16 protein-coding genes and 1 other RNA gene are annotated in these 15,378 nt (G+C 31.9%); 9 read left to right on the forward strand and 8 right to left on the reverse strand.

Going from position 1 to position 15,378, the window contains the following annotated elements:
- Nucleotides 1–131 precede the first annotated feature (131 nt).
- The 4 genes from rny to AC15TD_RS08475 form a co-directional block, all read right to left on the reverse strand.
- Entirely contained in the window at nt 132–1,706 is a 1,575-nt protein-coding gene (gene rny / locus AC15TD_RS08460; RefSeq protein WP_484451705.1) for a ribonuclease Y, read from the reverse strand.
- Between the two features lie 57 nt (nt 1,707–1,763).
- Nucleotides 1,764–1,872: non-coding RNA, 6S RNA (gene ssrS / locus AC15TD_RS08465), on the reverse strand.
- A gap of 50 nt (nt 1,873–1,922) precedes the next feature.
- Entirely contained in the window at nt 1,923–2,216 is a 294-nt protein-coding gene (locus AC15TD_RS08470) for a cell division protein ZapA (RefSeq protein WP_484451706.1), read from the reverse strand.
- A 14-nt stretch (nt 2,217–2,230) separates the two neighbouring features.
- The gene (locus tag AC15TD_RS08475) at nt 2,231–2,521 is read right to left on the reverse strand and encodes a hypothetical protein (protein ID WP_484451707.1); all 291 of its coding nucleotides are present in this window, start codon (nt 2,519–2,521) and stop codon (nt 2,231–2,233) included.
- A 222-nt stretch (nt 2,522–2,743) separates the two neighbouring features.
- Between AC15TD_RS08475 and AC15TD_RS08480 the strand changes: the two genes are divergently transcribed.
- The 3 genes from AC15TD_RS08480 (at nt 2,744) to AC15TD_RS08490 (ending at nt 8,886) form a co-directional block, all read left to right on the forward strand.
- On the forward strand, nt 2,744–4,429 hold the full coding sequence (locus AC15TD_RS08480; RefSeq protein ID WP_484451708.1) for a M23 family metallopeptidase: 1,686 nt from the start codon (nt 2,744–2,746) through the stop codon (nt 4,427–4,429).
- Between the two features lie 54 nt (nt 4,430–4,483).
- Nucleotides 4,484–6,904: a TonB-dependent receptor gene (locus AC15TD_RS08485; RefSeq protein ID WP_484451709.1), complete on the forward strand. Its 2,421-nt coding sequence runs from the start codon at nt 4,484–4,486 to the stop codon at nt 6,902–6,904.
- A 98-nt stretch (nt 6,905–7,002) separates the two neighbouring features.
- On the forward strand, nt 7,003–8,886 hold the full coding sequence (locus tag AC15TD_RS08490) for a beta-N-acetylhexosaminidase (RefSeq protein ID WP_484451710.1): 1,884 nt from the start codon (nt 7,003–7,005) through the stop codon (nt 8,884–8,886).
- Here AC15TD_RS08490 and AC15TD_RS08495 read toward each other — a convergent pair.
- The gene (locus tag AC15TD_RS08495) at nt 8,883–10,031 is read right to left on the reverse strand and encodes a cysteine desulfurase family protein (protein ID WP_484451711.1); all 1,149 of its coding nucleotides are present in this window, start codon (nt 10,029–10,031) and stop codon (nt 8,883–8,885) included. The two genes, AC15TD_RS08490 and AC15TD_RS08495, sit on opposite strands and share 4 nt — an antisense overlap.
- 151 nt (nt 10,032–10,182) lie before the next feature.
- Here AC15TD_RS08495 and AC15TD_RS08500 point away from each other — a divergent pair, with 151 nt between their 5' ends.
- Entirely contained in the window at nt 10,183–11,094 is a 912-nt protein-coding gene (locus tag AC15TD_RS08500) for a hypothetical protein (protein WP_484451712.1), read from the forward strand.
- On the opposite strand, the gene AC15TD_RS08505 is transcribed toward AC15TD_RS08500, so the two are convergent.
- Both AC15TD_RS08505 and AC15TD_RS08510 read right to left on the reverse strand, forming a co-directional pair.
- A complete protein-coding gene (locus tag AC15TD_RS08505; protein ID WP_484451713.1) occupies nt 11,091–11,657 on the reverse strand; it encodes a Smr/MutS family protein in 567 nt (188 codons plus the stop codon). The genes AC15TD_RS08500 and AC15TD_RS08505 overlap by 4 nt on opposite strands.
- Nucleotides 11,658–11,659: 2 nt before the next feature.
- The gene (locus AC15TD_RS08510) at nt 11,660–11,854 is read right to left on the reverse strand and encodes a hypothetical protein (protein ID WP_484451714.1); all 195 of its coding nucleotides are present in this window, start codon (nt 11,852–11,854) and stop codon (nt 11,660–11,662) included.
- A 120-nt stretch (nt 11,855–11,974) separates the two neighbouring features.
- Here AC15TD_RS08510 and AC15TD_RS08515 point away from each other — a divergent pair, with 120 nt between their 5' ends.
- The 4 genes from AC15TD_RS08515 to AC15TD_RS08530 are packed head-to-tail and all read left to right on the forward strand — an operon-like array spanning nt 11,975 to nt 13,276.
- On the forward strand, nt 11,975–12,247 hold the full coding sequence (locus AC15TD_RS08515; RefSeq protein ID WP_484451715.1) for a CD225/dispanin family protein: 273 nt from the start codon (nt 11,975–11,977) through the stop codon (nt 12,245–12,247).
- Entirely contained in the window at nt 12,237–12,644 is a 408-nt protein-coding gene (locus AC15TD_RS08520; RefSeq protein WP_484451716.1) for a DUF2752 domain-containing protein, read from the forward strand. The genes AC15TD_RS08515 and AC15TD_RS08520 overlap by 11 nt, the downstream gene beginning before the upstream one ends.
- 10 nt (nt 12,645–12,654) lie before the next feature.
- On the forward strand, nt 12,655–12,939 hold the full coding sequence (locus tag AC15TD_RS08525) for a DUF2752 domain-containing protein (RefSeq protein ID WP_484451717.1): 285 nt from the start codon (nt 12,655–12,657) through the stop codon (nt 12,937–12,939).
- Nucleotides 12,940–12,949: 10 nt separating this feature from the next.
- Complete coding sequence (locus AC15TD_RS08530; protein WP_484451718.1) at nt 12,950–13,276, forward strand: CCC motif membrane protein; 327 nt, start codon at nt 12,950–12,952, stop codon at nt 13,274–13,276.
- 71 nt (nt 13,277–13,347) lie between these two features.
- Here AC15TD_RS08530 and rocD read toward each other — a convergent pair whose 3' ends face one another.
- Nucleotides 13,348–14,625 (reverse strand): ornithine--oxo-acid transaminase, encoded by a 1,278-nt coding sequence (rocD, locus tag AC15TD_RS08535; RefSeq protein ID WP_484451719.1) that lies wholly within the window; start codon nt 14,623–14,625, stop codon nt 13,348–13,350.
- Nucleotides 14,626–14,880: 255 nt separating this feature from the next.
- Here rocD and AC15TD_RS08540 point away from each other — a divergent pair, with 255 nt between their 5' ends.
- A complete protein-coding gene (locus AC15TD_RS08540) occupies nt 14,881–15,324 on the forward strand; it encodes a c-type cytochrome (protein ID WP_484451720.1) in 444 nt (147 codons plus the stop codon).
- Nucleotides 15,325–15,378: the final 54 nt, after the last annotated feature.

A 15,378-nucleotide genomic window follows, 5' to 3' on the forward strand; every position in this document is an offset into this window, starting at 1 on the left:
TAGATAAAAGTCATTTAACCAAAGTTGTAGATAAATATCATCCTAGAAAATAAAAAAAAAAAATCCAGCGCTAACTGGATTTTTAATACTTGAATGTCATATATAGTAATATTTATGCCTTCGCAGAACTATTATTTGGCAATATTTACCGCTCTAGTTTCTCTAATCACTGTAACTTTTACTTGGCCAGGATAGGTCATGTCCGTCTGTACTTTTTGAGAAATACTAAAAGATAATTCTGCTGCTTTTTGATCGTCTACTTTTTCACTTTCAACAATAACACGTAATTCTCTACCGGCTTGAATAGCATAGGCTTTCTTTACACCATTAAAACCAAAAGCAATATCTTCTAAATCTTTTAAACGTTGAATATAACTATCTAAAACTTGACGACGCGCTCCTGGACGTGCCCCAGAGATAGCATCACAAACTTGAATAATAGGTGATATTAAAAATTTCATTTCAACTTCATCATGATGCGCTCCGATAGCATTACAAACTTCATCTTTCTCACCAAATTTCTCAGCCCATTGCATACCTAAAATAGCGTGTGGTGTTTCCATGTCTGCTTCAGCATCTGGTACTTTTCCAATATCATGCAGTAAACCTGCTCGCTTTGCTAATTTAGGATTCAGTCCTAATTCAGCAGCCATTACGCCGCAAAGCTTGGCCACCTCACGCGAGTGTTGCAATAAGTTTTGCCCGTAAGATGAACGGTATTTCATTCTACCTACCATTTTAATAAGCTCTGGGTGGAGGTTGTGAATTCCTAAATCAATTACCGTGCGTTTACCTACTTCTATAATTTCTTGTTCAATTTGTTTTTGAGTCTTATTTACAATCTCTTCAATTCTTGCAGGATGTATTCTTCCATCAGTTACTAACTTGTGCAATGATAAACGTGCAATTTCACGTCTTACAGAATCAAAGCATGAAAGTATAATAGCTTCAGGTGTATCATCTACAATAATCTCAACACCTGTAGCCGCTTCTAAAGCACGAATGTTTCGACCTTCACGACCAATAATACGTCCTTTAACATCATCCGATTCGATATTAAAAACTGATACACAGTTATCAACTGCTTCTTCTGTTCCAATGCGTTGAATCGTATTTATTATTATTTTCTTGGCATCTTGTTCTGCAGTTAATTTCGCTTCTTCTGCAGCGCTTTGAATGAACGACATCGCGTCATTTTTCGCTTCGCCCTTTAAAGATTCTATAAGTTGTTCTTTCGCTTCTTCAGCCGATAAACTAGAAATAACTTCTAATTGTTGCACCTGACTTTTATGAAGTTTATCAAGTTCTTCTTGCTTCTTTTCTAGAACATTAAGCCTATGATTGTAGTCCTTTGTTTTATCTTCTAAACTTTGATTTAACTTATTAGTTTTAGAAAGTTCGCTTGATATTTGAGATTCTTTATCGCGTGTCCGTTTTTCTGCTTCAGCCATCTTTTTATCGCGAGATAAAATGACTTTTTCATGCTCTGCTTTAAGCTCTAAAAACTTTTCTTTCGCTTGTAATATTTTATCTTTTTTAATTGATTCTCCTTCACTGTTAGCCGATTTAAGTATTGATGTGGCAGTTCTTTTTGCTTCCTTTACAAGTTTTGAAGCATTATTTTTTTCGAGTGTTTTTGCTATTATAAAGCCAATTATTAGCCCTAAAACCACTCCTCCTACTGCAAATATAATTGAGTTATCCATTCTTGTTTAGTTGATTTGTGTATATAAAAAAGCCTACACCAGCATAAAGTTTTGTATAAACTCCTTAAAAACAAGTTTAGGGCTAACAAGCTGATCAAGGATCTGCGACTAAGGCAGCATGCTTTTACAACTTAAACTCACCCTTTTTAAAGAATTAACGTTGAGTTTATCAAAAAAAATAACCAATGTAGGCAGTAACTTTTATTTTAAAGAACGTTAAGAGATTAAATGTGAATGTAACAAATTGTTTAAGGCCTCTAATTTTTCCTCAACATGTTCATTAACATTTTCTTTATCTATAGTTTTCTGTTCTACTTGAGATGCAAACTGCAAAGCACACATGGCCAACACATCTTGCTTATCTCTAACAGAATAACTTTGCTCAAATTGTTTAATCATGGCTTCAATGTTCTTAGCCGCTTTTCGCAGTCCTTCTTCTTGACTTGCATCAATTGTTAAAGGATAAACTCTGTTCGCTATAGATAGCTTTATTTTAAGCTTTTCTGACATTGATTTATGTTACATTAATCAGCAAGTTGAGCAATACAATGGTCAATATCGCGAATTAACGTATTTATTTTAAGCTTAGTTTCTCTTTTACTGTCGTCACTACCTAATATTGAATTTGCAATTTTAAGAGATTCATATTTTTCTTCCCAAGCTGCAGTTTCCTGCTTTTGGTCTTGAAGATTTTGTTTTACACTTTCTAATTCGTCTTTTAATTTTAAATTAGATTGTTTTAAAACCTCTAGTTTATGTAAAATTTTACTTATTTTATTTTCTAGAGAATCTACAATATCTTCAATGTTACTCATTTACAAAATTCAATAGGTATTCCACAAAGTTAACATACATTGCCATAAATTACAATTGTTTTTTCATAAAATTTTAAAATGCTTTATAACAACTCATAATCAAGGTAATGGCTTGATTATTGTTTAATTCTTGGTGTATTCAAGACAAATTAATATTTTAGCACCCCCATTCAAGTCACTTAAACAATTAATTTAATTGACTTTTAGTATAAAAACGTATTTATGCGATTGATCCTTATTTCTATCTTATTTTTATCTACTTTCTCTTTTTCTCAAAATAGCTTTCCGCAAGATTATTTTGAGAGTCCATTAGAAATTCCGTTAATACTTGCTGGCACATTTGCAGAACTTAGGTCCAATCATTTTCACGGCGGTCTCGATATAAAAACACAGCAAAGAGAAGGCTTAGAAGTTCTTGCTGCTGCGAAGGGGTTTGTAAGTAGAATTAAAATCTCTCATTTTGGTTATGGCAAAGCTTTATACATTACACACCCAAATGGGTATACTACTGTTTATGGTCATTTACAACATTTCAACCCTGCGATTGAAGCCTATATAAAAAAACGTCAATATAAAAAAGAATCCTTCGAGATTGAGTTATTCCCAAAAGCCGGTGAATTAAGTATTAATCAGGGTGATATTGTTGCTTATAGCGGAAACACAGGTGGTTCTGGTGGACCACATCTTCATTTTGAAATTCGTGATAAAGAAGAAAAACCTATAAACCCAATGCTCTTTGGTATGCCAGTAAAAGATGCTGTTAAACCTATAGTAAATTCATTATACGTATACCCTGTCGGAAATAATTCGCATGCTAAAAAATCAAACAACAAACAAGAATTAAGATTAATTCCTATAGAAAGTGGTGATTATATATCAGAAAGTATTGAAGCATTCGGAATCATTGGCTTTGCTATTGAAACGAATGACAGACAGAGCCTATCTGCTAACAAAAATGGAGTTTTTAAAATACAATCCTTTTTAAACGGTAATCGAAATTTTGAATTAGATTTTACAACATTTTCCTTTGATGAATCAAGACATATTAACAGGTTAATAGATTATGAAATTTATAAAACTAAAAAAAAGCGTGTTCAAAAATTATTTAATGATAACAATCCATTAAGCCTATTTAAATCTGTTGTAAATGATGGTTATTTAAAAATTAGTGACAGCACCTATTCAGTTTATAAAATAAGAGTGAGAGACTACGAGAACAATGACACTTGGGTAACCGTAAATATTAAAGGAAAGCAAAGTGGCTCTATTGAAAGTAAATTAAATGAAACGTCACCTTATTATATTTATGCTGATCAAACCACAAACTTAAAAGAAGGTGATATTTCGGTTGATATTTTTCCTAACACCTTTTATGATGACTTTTTTATTGATTTTAAAGTTTCAAATGATACTTTAATACTTCATAAAGATATCATTCCATTACAGAGAAGTATCAAAATTAATTTTGATGTGAGTAAATTTTCTGATGAGGACAAAAAGAAACTTTATATTGCAGAATTGTTAGGTTATAAAAATTACCCGTCGTATTCTTTTACAAAAAGACAAGATAATACGCTTTATACCTATACGAAAACATTGGGTACTTATGCCCTCACTTCAGATAATATTACCCCAACTATTAACCCTATCAACTTTAAAGACGGGCAATGGTTAAGTAATTTTAGATACTTAAAACTTAAAATTGATGATGAGCTTTCTGGCATTTCAAATTACCGCGCAACAGTAAATGGAAAATGGATTTTAATGGAGTATGATTATAAAACCAAAACATTAACACATGATTTTAACGACCATGTTGTTACGGATACAAAAAACAATTTAAAAGTAATAGTTACGGATAATGTTGGAAATAGTTCTACTTTTGAAGCGCTGTTTTACAGAAAATAAATGTCATAGCTCTTGAACACAAAATCTTTATATGTTACCCTGCTGCTTTTTTTAATGATTTTTATAAGTCATTCTCAAACAGCAACCATTAAAGGAATTATTTTAGATGATAATAAATTACCTATTTCTAATGTTAACATCAAATCGGGTTTAACAGGAACTATAAGCAATGATAATGGTTTTTATTTATTAAAAATTCCTTCAAACCAAAATATCACAGTTGAATTCACTCATATTTCACATAAAAAAGTCGAGAGCACCTTTAATCTTAAAAATGGTGAAACGTATGAGTTTAATCCCTTAATGAAGATTTCTGTTGAACAAATAGGAACGATTGTTATATCTGGGAAAAATAAAAGAAATGTTGAAGGGGTTTTAACACTGGATCCTGAAACCATTAGAAAAATACCTGGAGCAAATGCTGGTGTTGAAAACCTATTAATGTCCTTGCCAGGTGTAAGTAATAATAATGAGCTAAGTACGCAATATGCTGTTAGAGGAGGGAATTTTGATGAAAATTTGGTTTATGTAAATGGTATTGAAATTTACAGGCCTTTTTTAATTCGTTCCGGACAACAAGAAGGGTTGAGTTTTGTTAATACAGATTTAGTTAGAAATGTAGAATTTTCTGCCGGAGGGTTTCAGGCCAAATTTGGTGATAAATTATCGTCTGTTTTAGATATTACCTATAAAAATCCTTATCAATATGAATCTAACGTAGATTTAAGTTTATTAGGTGGCAGCATTTCTGTAGAAGGTATTAGTAAAGATTCTAAGCTTACAGGAATTATTGGGTTGCGATATAGAGATAACAGCTTGTTGGTTAATGCAAAAGAAACTCAAACAAATTATGATCCTGTTTTTGCTGATATTCAAACGTTTTTAACCTATAAATTCACGGATAAGTTTCATTTAAGTTTTTTAGGGAATGCCTCTTTAAATAGGTACAATTATCAACCTGAAACCAGACAAACAAACTTTGGAACACTTAGTGATCCTTTAGCCTTATTGGTATTCTATGAAGGTCAAGAAAAAGATCAATATCAAACATTATTTGGTGCCTTTAAAGGCACCTATTATGCAAATGATAATTTGACTATGAATCTCATTGCCTCAACCTATCATACTACAGAAGAAGAGTATTTTGATATTTTGGCACAATATAATCTCGGGCAAGTTAACTCTAATATTGGGGACGAGAATTTAGGCGAGGTAGAATTTAGTGAAGGTATTGGGAGTCAGTTAAATCATGGTAGAAATGATTTGGATGCCTTAATAACTAATCTTGAACACAAAGGGTCTTATAATATCAATGAAAATAAAATTGAATGGTCTGTAAAATACACGCATGAAGATATTCGTGACCGTTTAGTTGAATGGGAAGTAATAGATTCTGCCGGATTTTCAATAAACCCACCAAGATCAGAGAATTTTAACGAACAACCTTACACACCATATCAAGGGCCATTGGAAGCCTTTCAAAATGTAAGAGCCATTAACAAAGCTAAAATAAACAGACTACAAGCTTACGGGCAATGGAGCAAGCGTTCGACGCTTGGGGCCAGTGATGTTTGGTATAATGCTGGTGTTCGAGTGCATAACTGGAGTGTTTCTGGGGAAAATATAGTATCGTCTAATCAAACTGTATTTAGTCCAAGAGCTCAATTCGCCATCAAACCCTATTGGGAAAAAGACATGCTTTTTAGAATTGCAGCCGGACTTTATTACCAGCCGCCGTTTTACAGAGAACTTCGCGATGCAACCGGAACCGTTCAACCAAATGTAAAAGCACAACAGTCATTTCATATTGTCGCGGGAAATGATTATAGTTTTAAAATGTGGGACAGACCTTTTAAGCTTACTACGGAAGTATATTACAAAAACTTAAGTAATGTTAATCCTTATACCTTAGAAAATGTTCGCATTCGCTATAGAGCAGATAATAATGCAAAAGCATATTCATATGGATTGGATATGAGACTAAATGGAGAGTTTGTACCAGGTACCGAATCGTGGTTTAGCTTTGGCTATTTAAAAACTGAAGAGAATATCGATAATAGAGGGTATATAGCAAGACCAACAGACCAACGTTTAAAATTTGCTGCTTTATTTCAAGATTATGTACCCAATATTCCAAGTATGAAAATGTACTTGAATTTGGTTTATAATACAGGTCTTCCTGGCGGTTCACCTAGTTATGCCGATCCCTATCAATATCTAAACAGATTACCCGCTTACAAAAGAGCCGACCTTGGTTTACAATTTGTACTTGTTGATGCAAAAAAACAATTTAAAATAGGTTGGAAAAAACCATTTAAAGAACTGTCTTTTGGGTTTGAAATCTTTAATATGTTTGATGTTCAAAACTCTATTACTAATACATGGGTAAGAGATGTTTATAGTAAACGTCAATATGCTATTCCTAACTACTTAACGCCAAGAGTGTTTAATGTAAGAACTACGATGAAATTTTAAATGACCATTGTGTCTTCGAGTTATAAAATGTAACTTTATAAAATTCGTTTTTCTTTAGACGAACTTATTATATTTATTAATATTTAAATTTATTGATGATGAAAAGATGCTTCCTTTTAATAATGATGTTTTGTTTTCAAATCTCATTCACTCAAAATAATATTATTCCTGTTCCAGTCAGTTATAAACCCAATGATTCGTTCTTCACGTTTGATAATACGGTTCAAATTAAAATTCAATCTACAGATGAGCAAGTAATACATCATACCGAAAGTTTTTTGGCGCTATTAAAAGAAAAAGGCTTTGAATTTGAACTAAATAACAAGAAATCTAATAAAACTCTTGACGTTAGTATTTTGAAAAACTTTGATTCTGAAATAGGAAATGAAGGCTATGTTCTAAACGTTAATAAAAACAAAATAATCTTGAGTGCGAACAAAGCTTCTGGAATTTTCAACGGATTTCAAACATTAAGACAATTATTTCCTCCTGAATTTGAAAAGAACACTATAAAACAAACATCATTCAATATTAACGGTTGCAAAATAATAGATTATCCGCGTTTTAAATGGAGAGGTTTGATGCTGGATGTAAGCCGACATTTTTTTACTGTTGAAGAGGTAAAGGCCTACATAGATAAAATGTCTCAATATAAACTTAATGTGTTTCATTGGCACCTTACTGATGATCAAGGTTGGCGTATTGAGATTAAATCCTTACCAAAATTAACTGAAGTTGGTGCTTGGAGAGTGGAACGATTTGGCTCGTTTGGCTCAAGCAGACCATATCCAAAACCTGATGAAAAGGCTACTTATGGTGGGTTTTATAGCCATGAGGAAATTAAAGATGTAGTCCAATATGCCTTAGACAGAAATATAACCATCGTTCCAGAAATTGATATACCTGGACATAGTATGGCTGCCTTGGCTGCATACCCGGAATTATCAACCAAAAAAGAACCCAAATTTGTAAGTCCTGGTGTTAAATTTTCAGAATGGTATGGTAACGGAAAATTTAAAATGCTTATTGAAAATACCCTAAATCCGGTTGATGAAAACGTATATGATTTTGTGGATAAAGTATTTACTGAGGTTGCCGAGTTATTCCCTGGCGACTATATACATATGGGAGGTGATGAAGCATACCATGGCTATTGGGAACAGGACGCCAATGTTCAGGCTTTTATGAAAGAAAACAATTTAAAAGACAGTAATGAGCTTCAAAGTTATTTTGTAAAACGTGTTGAAAAAATCATTCAATCTAAAGGGAAAAAATTAATCGGTTGGGATGAAATTTTAGAAGGTGGTTTAGCCCAAGATGCCACCGTTATGAGTTGGAGAGGTATGAAAGGTGGTATTGAAGCTGCCCACCTTGGACATAACGTTGTTATGTCGCCTACTACCTTTGCCTATTTGGATTATACCCAAGGGGATTACAGTGTTGAAAATAAAATTTATGCCAGCTTAAGTTTAGAAAAATGTTATAGTTTCGAACCTGTTCCAGATTCAGTAGACCCAAAATATATTTTAGGTGGTCAAGGTAATTTGTGGGCCGAAAAAGTACCTACATTGCCTTTTGCTTTTTATATGACATACCCAAGGGCCTTGGCCTTATCTGAAACATTATGGAGCCCAAAAGCATTAAAAAATTGGGATGGTTTTATCGGAAGGGTTGAAAATCATTTTACCAGATTTGATAATGCTCAAATTAATATTTCAAAAGCAGTATTAGATCCCATCATAACAGTTTACAAAAAAGACAATAAATTAATTTGTGAACTAAAAAACTCATTACCAAACACTGAAATTTTTTACACAATCAATAATACCTATCCTGTAAACTTCGGTTTAAAATATACCAAACCATTTGTAATACCTGAAGGAGATTTAAGTCTTCAAACACAAACTTTTAAAAACGGTATTGCTATAGGAAGGTCATTAAAAATTGATAGAAAAGAACTCGAAGAAAGAGCTAAAAATTAATTATCTAAAACTAACGCACTCAACTGGTCTATTACAAAATCAATTTCTTCCTTTGTATTGTAAATACTAAAAGAAAAGCGAATTGATGGTTTTTGTAAATCACTATCGCTTAACAATTCGGCCAATACATGTGATGATTGTGTGCTTCCACTTTGGCAGGCACTTCCTTTTGAGCAAGCTATTCCCTTTAAATCCAATTGAAATAAGAGCATAGCCGATTTTTCTGCAGAGACCGGTAAACATACATTTACCAAAGTATATGTGCTTTTTTCTAAATCACCAGAACATCCATTAAATGTAACCAATGGAATCTCCTGCTTTATTTTAGTAATAAAATATTGTTTTAAATTTTGAATATAAACACGTTCACTTTCAAGATTGTTATAGGCATATTTTAAGGCCTCTTCAATACCAACAATATTATGAACACTTTCAGTACCTGCTCTAAACCCACGCTCCTGCTCGCCTCCAAAAATTAATGGTTTTAAACCAGATTTTTTTCTAATAAAAACAAAACCTACACCTTTAGGCCCATGAAACTTATGAGCACTAGCTGCTAAAAAATCAATTGGTATATCTTGAAGATCTAAAGGAAAATGTCCTACAGATTGCACAGTATCACTGTGAAACAAAGTGTTTTTGGTTTTACACAAAAGGGCAATACGCTTCAAATCTAAAAGATTACCTATTTCATTATTAACATGCATTAAACTTACCAATGTTTTAAGATCTGAATCCAATAGGGCTTCTAAATGATTGTAATCTATTTGCCCTTTCGAATCAATATCTACGTAACTAATCTCAATATCGTATTCTTTTTTTAGCTGCTCAACCGTATGTAAAACAGCATGATGTTCAATTTTAGACGTTATAACATGTTCAACATTCAAATCGCGTACAGCACTTCTTAAAACTAAATTATCAGCTTCTGTTCCGCCAGAAGTAAATAAAATTTCCCCTTCAGAAACATTCAAATAGCCAGCGATTGTCTTTCTAGACTGTTCAACAAGCGCTTTTGAAGATCTACCGAAACTATGTGTTGATGATGCATTACCGTAATGACGTTTCATCACATCAGTCATACTTATTATCACCTCATCTCTTATTTGAGTAGTGGCAGCATTATCTAAATAAATTGGTTTCATCTGATTATAATTATTGTTTTAAAAACTAAATAAAAACAAACTCACGATATTAAATAGTCCTTTAAGCTTCAAAAATACTTGAAATAAAATTATTATCATTATGCTGCGTTATAAATAACAATTCCATTATTTTTGTCAAAACCCAAATGCAATGCGTAACAAATTTTTAATTATCATTATATTAAGTTTATTTATCGCTTCATCATGTAATGATGGTGATATTATTACGGTTGAATTTGATTTTGATGATACTTTTGAGAGTTGTGGAGACATCGTTTTTTTTAAAACTAAAAGTGATCCTGCAGAATCTTTATCGCTTCAAATCACCTCACCTGCTTTAACACTCGAGAATTTACTTGAGGTTGATGAAGATAATACATTGATTACGACAAGAACCATAAATGGTTCGAGTAATACATTCAATTACAGAAGCTATGTTGATTTACCTTCGAATATATTTTGTAATGATATTCCGCCTTCAGATATTAAAATTACAAATGATTTAGAAAGCACGTCTGGAACAGCTATTTTCACAACAGTACTAACGGAAGATGATAACGATGATATTCTGGCAGCGTTGGAGGATATTAATGGCAATGGCGATTTAACTGATGATGATACTGACGGAGATGGAATTCCAAACTACTTAGATGTTGATGATGATGGTGATAATATACTTACCAAAAACGAAAACCCAGACGACAACGGCGACGGTGACATTAGTGATGCACAAGATACTGATGAAGATGGTGTTCCTGATTATTTAGATGATGATGATGATGGTGATACTGTATTAACACGCGATGAAGAAAATAGTTCTCAAGACCAAAACCCTGCCAATGATGTTACTAATAGTGATAAAGGAGCAGATTATTTAAACGCTGAAGTAGCCAATACAACGCCTGCAACGTCCTTTAGAGTTCATACTATATCTAAAACCTATGTCGTAACTTTAACAATAACCAATTTTGCGTTACCGAATGTTTCTCAAGATCTTTTAGATTTTGGAACCTTGCAAAATAGTGCATTATCTAGTTCTACTTCGTTTACTCCAGACTTCTAATCGTTTGGTGAGATATTTTGATAAATATAAACTTCGGTAGCACCTAATCCATATTTTTGATAATTGGCATCGTAGAATTTCACATTATTATACCTTCCAAACAGATATTCTAGTTCAATTTTTAAAATTCCTTCTCCTACTCCATGGATAAATACCACTTTTTGGATACGCTTTTTAATGGCAAAATCTAGTTGTCTTTGGGCCGTATCTAATTGTAATTTGAGCATCTCATGTTTAGTCATTCCTTTTGTAGAATTAACTAAGTGATGGATATGCAAGTCAACTTCCATCGTTGGTTCATATCTATCTTTTGCTCTTTTAACGGGTTTGTTTCTTTTTGCTGGTTTTTCTTTTTCAGAAAGTAGGTCATTAACATCTGTATGCGAAAACAAATTCTTTTTAAAATGGTGTGTTGACTTGTTTTGCACGATTTCAATTGAATTAAAATCTAATAAAAAACCATCCTTGGTTTCAATCGTTATTAAATTGCCTTTTATGTTTTTAATAACACCCGATAAATCTTCGTCAATAACCAATACAGAATCTCCTACTTTAAAATCCATCCTTATTCACGTTCTATAAAATCATTAGAATCATCTTTATCATTTCGACTTGGTATGTCTTTAGAAATTCTATAAATACCTAACATAAGTATTGCTATCCCACCTATTAAGATATATTCATTTTGTTCCGTACCAGTTTTTGCATAAACAGCAACTATTGAACCTATTACAATAAGTACATAATTTAAATATTTCATGAAATAAACATCTAAAAATTAATGATCAAAATTACATTAATAAATATATTATAAAGTGTAAATGGTAAATAAAATAAATCATTTATATATATTTATGTTATTATTTTAACTTAATATTAGATGGAAACCAAGCCAGTAAGACCAAGTAGTTATTTAGCACTAGCCATTATTAGTACCATTTTATGTTGCTTACCAGCAGGTATTGTAAGTATTATCTATGCTGCAAAAGTTAATAGCCATTATGACAATGGAAATTATGATGAAGCTATAAAAGCTTCCAAAAATGCTAAAACTTGGGGTATAGTTTCTGTCGTTATTGCACTTTTTGGTTGGATTATATATGCCTTAATTTTTGGATTAGCATTTTTAGGAATTGTAGCAAGTGAGTATTAAGCTTAAACTTATCATATATATCATTGTTTCCTTAATTTTATTTGGTTTTATATATTTTTATTTTAATTATAACCCAAGTGAAAATCGTATTTTTCCAAGATGTCCATTTTATTCAATAACTGGATTCTATTGTCCTGGTTGCGGCAGTCAACGGGCTATACATGGACTTTTACATGGACGTATTGTAGGAGGTTTAAAGCATAATCCTCTCATCTTATTATTAGTATTTGTTTTAGTGTATGATGCAACTATTTTCGTTTTAAAAAAATTGTATAACAAAAAAACAAACAACCTTTTGCACAAACCAAGAACTACGAATATCATCTTATTTATTATTATTATATTTTGGATCTTGAGAAATATAAAATTATATCCTTTTACTATATTAGCCCCTTAATTAGAACTAAATGTCAGGAGTTGAAGATTATATGCTACCCTGTTTAAACAAAACACTTTTTGGAATGGAGTGTTTAGGTTGCGGAATTCAGAGATCCATTTCTTTAATTTTTCAAGGGCAATTTATAGCTGCTTTTAAAATGTATCCTGCTATTTACACACTTTTATTGTTAAGCATATTTCTTTTATTTAATCTATTCTTTAAATTTAAACACGATTATAAAGTAAAAATGGGACTCATTATTCTCAATGTCATTATAATTGTTGTCAGCTATTTTATCAAAATTAATCACTAAAACTTTCAACATGGAAAAACAGAAATTACCAAATTCAACACTCATTTTAGTTTTCGGAATCCTTTCAATTTTAACATGCTGTTGCTATGGAATCATTGGTTTAGCACTTGGTATAATTGCCATTGTTCTAGCTAATAAAGCAACGGCTATATATGCACAAAATCCTAATGAATATTCTGGTTTCTCTAATGTAAAAACAGGAAAAACCCTTGCTATTATTGGTGTAATTCTTAGTTCAATATATGTTATTGCAACTATTTATTTTTATGTTACTATCGGGTCTGAAGGTATTCAAGAAATGCAACAACAATGGATGGAACAAATGCAAAATCAATAAGAATAGTCTTATTGATTATATAAAAAAAGCGACCCGATTGGGTCGCTCTTTTATTTTATAATGTCTGTTTATTATTCAAATTGTTTAAGTGTTTTAATAATAATACTAACGCAGTCTAATAACTCCTCTTTGGTCATTACTAAAGGTGGTGCAAAACGAATAATATTACCGTGAGTAGGCTTTGCTAACAACCCATTATCTCTCAATGCTAAACATATATTCCAAGCCGTATCGCTCTCCTCATCATCATTAATCACGATGGCGTTAAGTAAACCTTTTCCTCTAACTAGTTTCACCAAACTACTTGAATCAATATATTTTTGCAATTCACTTCTAAACAAATTTCCAAGTTTAAATGCATTTTCTGCTAATTTCTCATCTCTTACAACTTCAAGAGCTGCCATAGCTACAGCAGCAGCCACTGGATTACCACCAAAAGTACTTCCGTGGTTTCCCGGTTTAATAACATTCATAATGGCATCATTTGCCAAGACAGCAGAAATTGGATATACACCGCCACTAATGGCTTTTCCTAAAATAAGAACATCTGGTTTGACATCTGGTTGATTCGAACAATTTTTATCTTCACAGGTGCAATTGCCACAAGTCGCTAATAAACGTCCTGTTCTTGCTATTCCCGTTTGGACTTCATCTGCAATAAACAATACATTATATTGTTCGCATAACGCCTTTGCTTTTGTTAAATAATCAACGCTAGGAACATAAACACCTGCTTCCCCTTGTATAGGTTCCACTAAAAAACCAGCTACATTAGGGTTGCTTTTTAATGCTTCTTCTAAAGCTATTAAATTATCATATTCAATTTTTATAAACCCATTAGTAAATGGTCCAAAATGTTTACGGGCTACCGGATCATTTGAAAAGGAAATAATGGTTGTTGTTCTTCCATGGAAATTATTTTCACAAACAATTATGTCTGCTTTATTCTCATCTATTCCTTTTACTTCATAGGCCCATTTTCTACATATTTTCAAAGCCGTTTCTACAGCTTCTGCGCCGGTATTCATTGGTAATAACTTATCAAATCCAAAGAATTCACAGGCAAATTTTTCATACTTTCCAAGCATATCATTATAAAACGCTCTGGAAGTTAATGCAAGTGTTTGAGATTGATTGATAAGTGCCTTTACAATTTTTGGGTGACAATGGCCTTGGTTTACAGCAGAATATGCCGATAAAAAATCATAATATTTTTTCCCATCTACGTCCCATACATACACACCTTCTCCACGAGAAAGTACTACTGGTAGTGGATGATAATTATGAGCACCATACTTGTTTTCTAATTCAATTGCTTGCTGAGATGTTAATTGTTCTAAAACAGCCATTTTAATTTGTTTTTAATTAATAAAATAACCATTCCTACTGTACCTTTATCCTTTCGAAGTATCGAAAATTCAGCGTGGGAGAGAAATCATCCCTACGACTTGCAAGGTACTAAATATTAGTTGTTTGATAAAATCTAACAAAAATATTTACGAACTTTACAAAAACATAAATTTTGAATAAATTCTGTAACCTCGGTTACTATTCATTTCATAATAAACATTTACTTTTAACATGCATTATTAATTAATCTTCCTATGAAAAAACTTTTATCACTCATCGTATTAATTTTTATTATTTCTTTTTATAACTGCGGAAAAAAGAAATCTGATAAAACTCCTGAAACTATAACCATTAAAACCAAAAGTGAAGAAAAAAAGGAATCCTTAAAAACTGCTAAACTGTCCGCTGCAGAGACCGCATTAATAGCAAAAGGACAACAGTTATTTAAAGATAAAACCTGTTTTGCTTGTCATCAGCCAAATACTAAAATTATTGGTCCATCAATTATAGATATAAACAAAGTTTACAAAGAAAAGAATGCTGATATTATCGCTTTTTTAAAAGGTGAATTATCACCCATTGTAGATACAGACCCCGGGCAAGTTACTATAATGAAAGCCAATTTAGATAGTTTTGTAAAAAATTTAAAAGATGATGAATTACGAGCCATTAAAGCTTATATGATAAGTGTAAAATAACTTCATTTTTTTAAATATTTTTAAACGCCTAAAACTATTTAGGCGTTTTTTAAT

The organism is Yeosuana sp., assembly GCF_057126245.1.

Coding starts and splice junctions, on each gene's coding strand:
- rny (WP_484451705.1), bottom strand. CDS start 1,706: ATGGATAACTCAATTATATTTGCAGTAGGAGGAGTGGTTTTAGGGCTA.
- AC15TD_RS08470 (WP_484451706.1), bottom strand. CDS start 2,216: ATGTCAGAAAAGCTTAAAATAAAGCTATCTATAGCGAACAGAGTTTAT.
- AC15TD_RS08475 (WP_484451707.1), bottom strand. CDS start 2,521: ATGAGTAACATTGAAGATATTGTAGATTCTCTAGAAAATAAAATAAGT.
- AC15TD_RS08480 (WP_484451708.1), top strand. CDS start 2,744: ATGCGATTGATCCTTATTTCTATCTTATTTTTATCTACTTTCTCTTTT.
- AC15TD_RS08485 (WP_484451709.1), top strand. CDS start 4,484: ATGATTTTTATAAGTCATTCTCAAACAGCAACCATTAAAGGAATTATT.
- AC15TD_RS08490 (WP_484451710.1), top strand. CDS start 7,003: ATGAAAAGATGCTTCCTTTTAATAATGATGTTTTGTTTTCAAATCTCA.
- AC15TD_RS08495 (WP_484451711.1), bottom strand. CDS start 10,031: ATGAAACCAATTTATTTAGATAATGCTGCCACTACTCAAATAAGAGAT.
- AC15TD_RS08500 (WP_484451712.1), top strand. CDS start 10,183: ATGCGTAACAAATTTTTAATTATCATTATATTAAGTTTATTTATCGCT.
- AC15TD_RS08505 (WP_484451713.1), bottom strand. CDS start 11,657: ATGGATTTTAAAGTAGGAGATTCTGTATTGGTTATTGACGAAGATTTA.
- AC15TD_RS08510 (WP_484451714.1), bottom strand. CDS start 11,854: ATGAAATATTTAAATTATGTACTTATTGTAATAGGTTCAATAGTTGCT.
- AC15TD_RS08515 (WP_484451715.1), top strand. CDS start 11,975: ATGGAAACCAAGCCAGTAAGACCAAGTAGTTATTTAGCACTAGCCATT.
- AC15TD_RS08525 (WP_484451717.1), top strand. CDS start 12,655: ATGTCAGGAGTTGAAGATTATATGCTACCCTGTTTAAACAAAACACTT.
- AC15TD_RS08530 (WP_484451718.1), top strand. CDS start 12,950: ATGGAAAAACAGAAATTACCAAATTCAACACTCATTTTAGTTTTCGGA.
- rocD (WP_484451719.1), bottom strand. CDS start 14,625: ATGGCTGTTTTAGAACAATTAACATCTCAGCAAGCAATTGAATTAGAA.
- AC15TD_RS08540 (WP_484451720.1), top strand. CDS start 14,881: ATGAAAAAACTTTTATCACTCATCGTATTAATTTTTATTATTTCTTTT.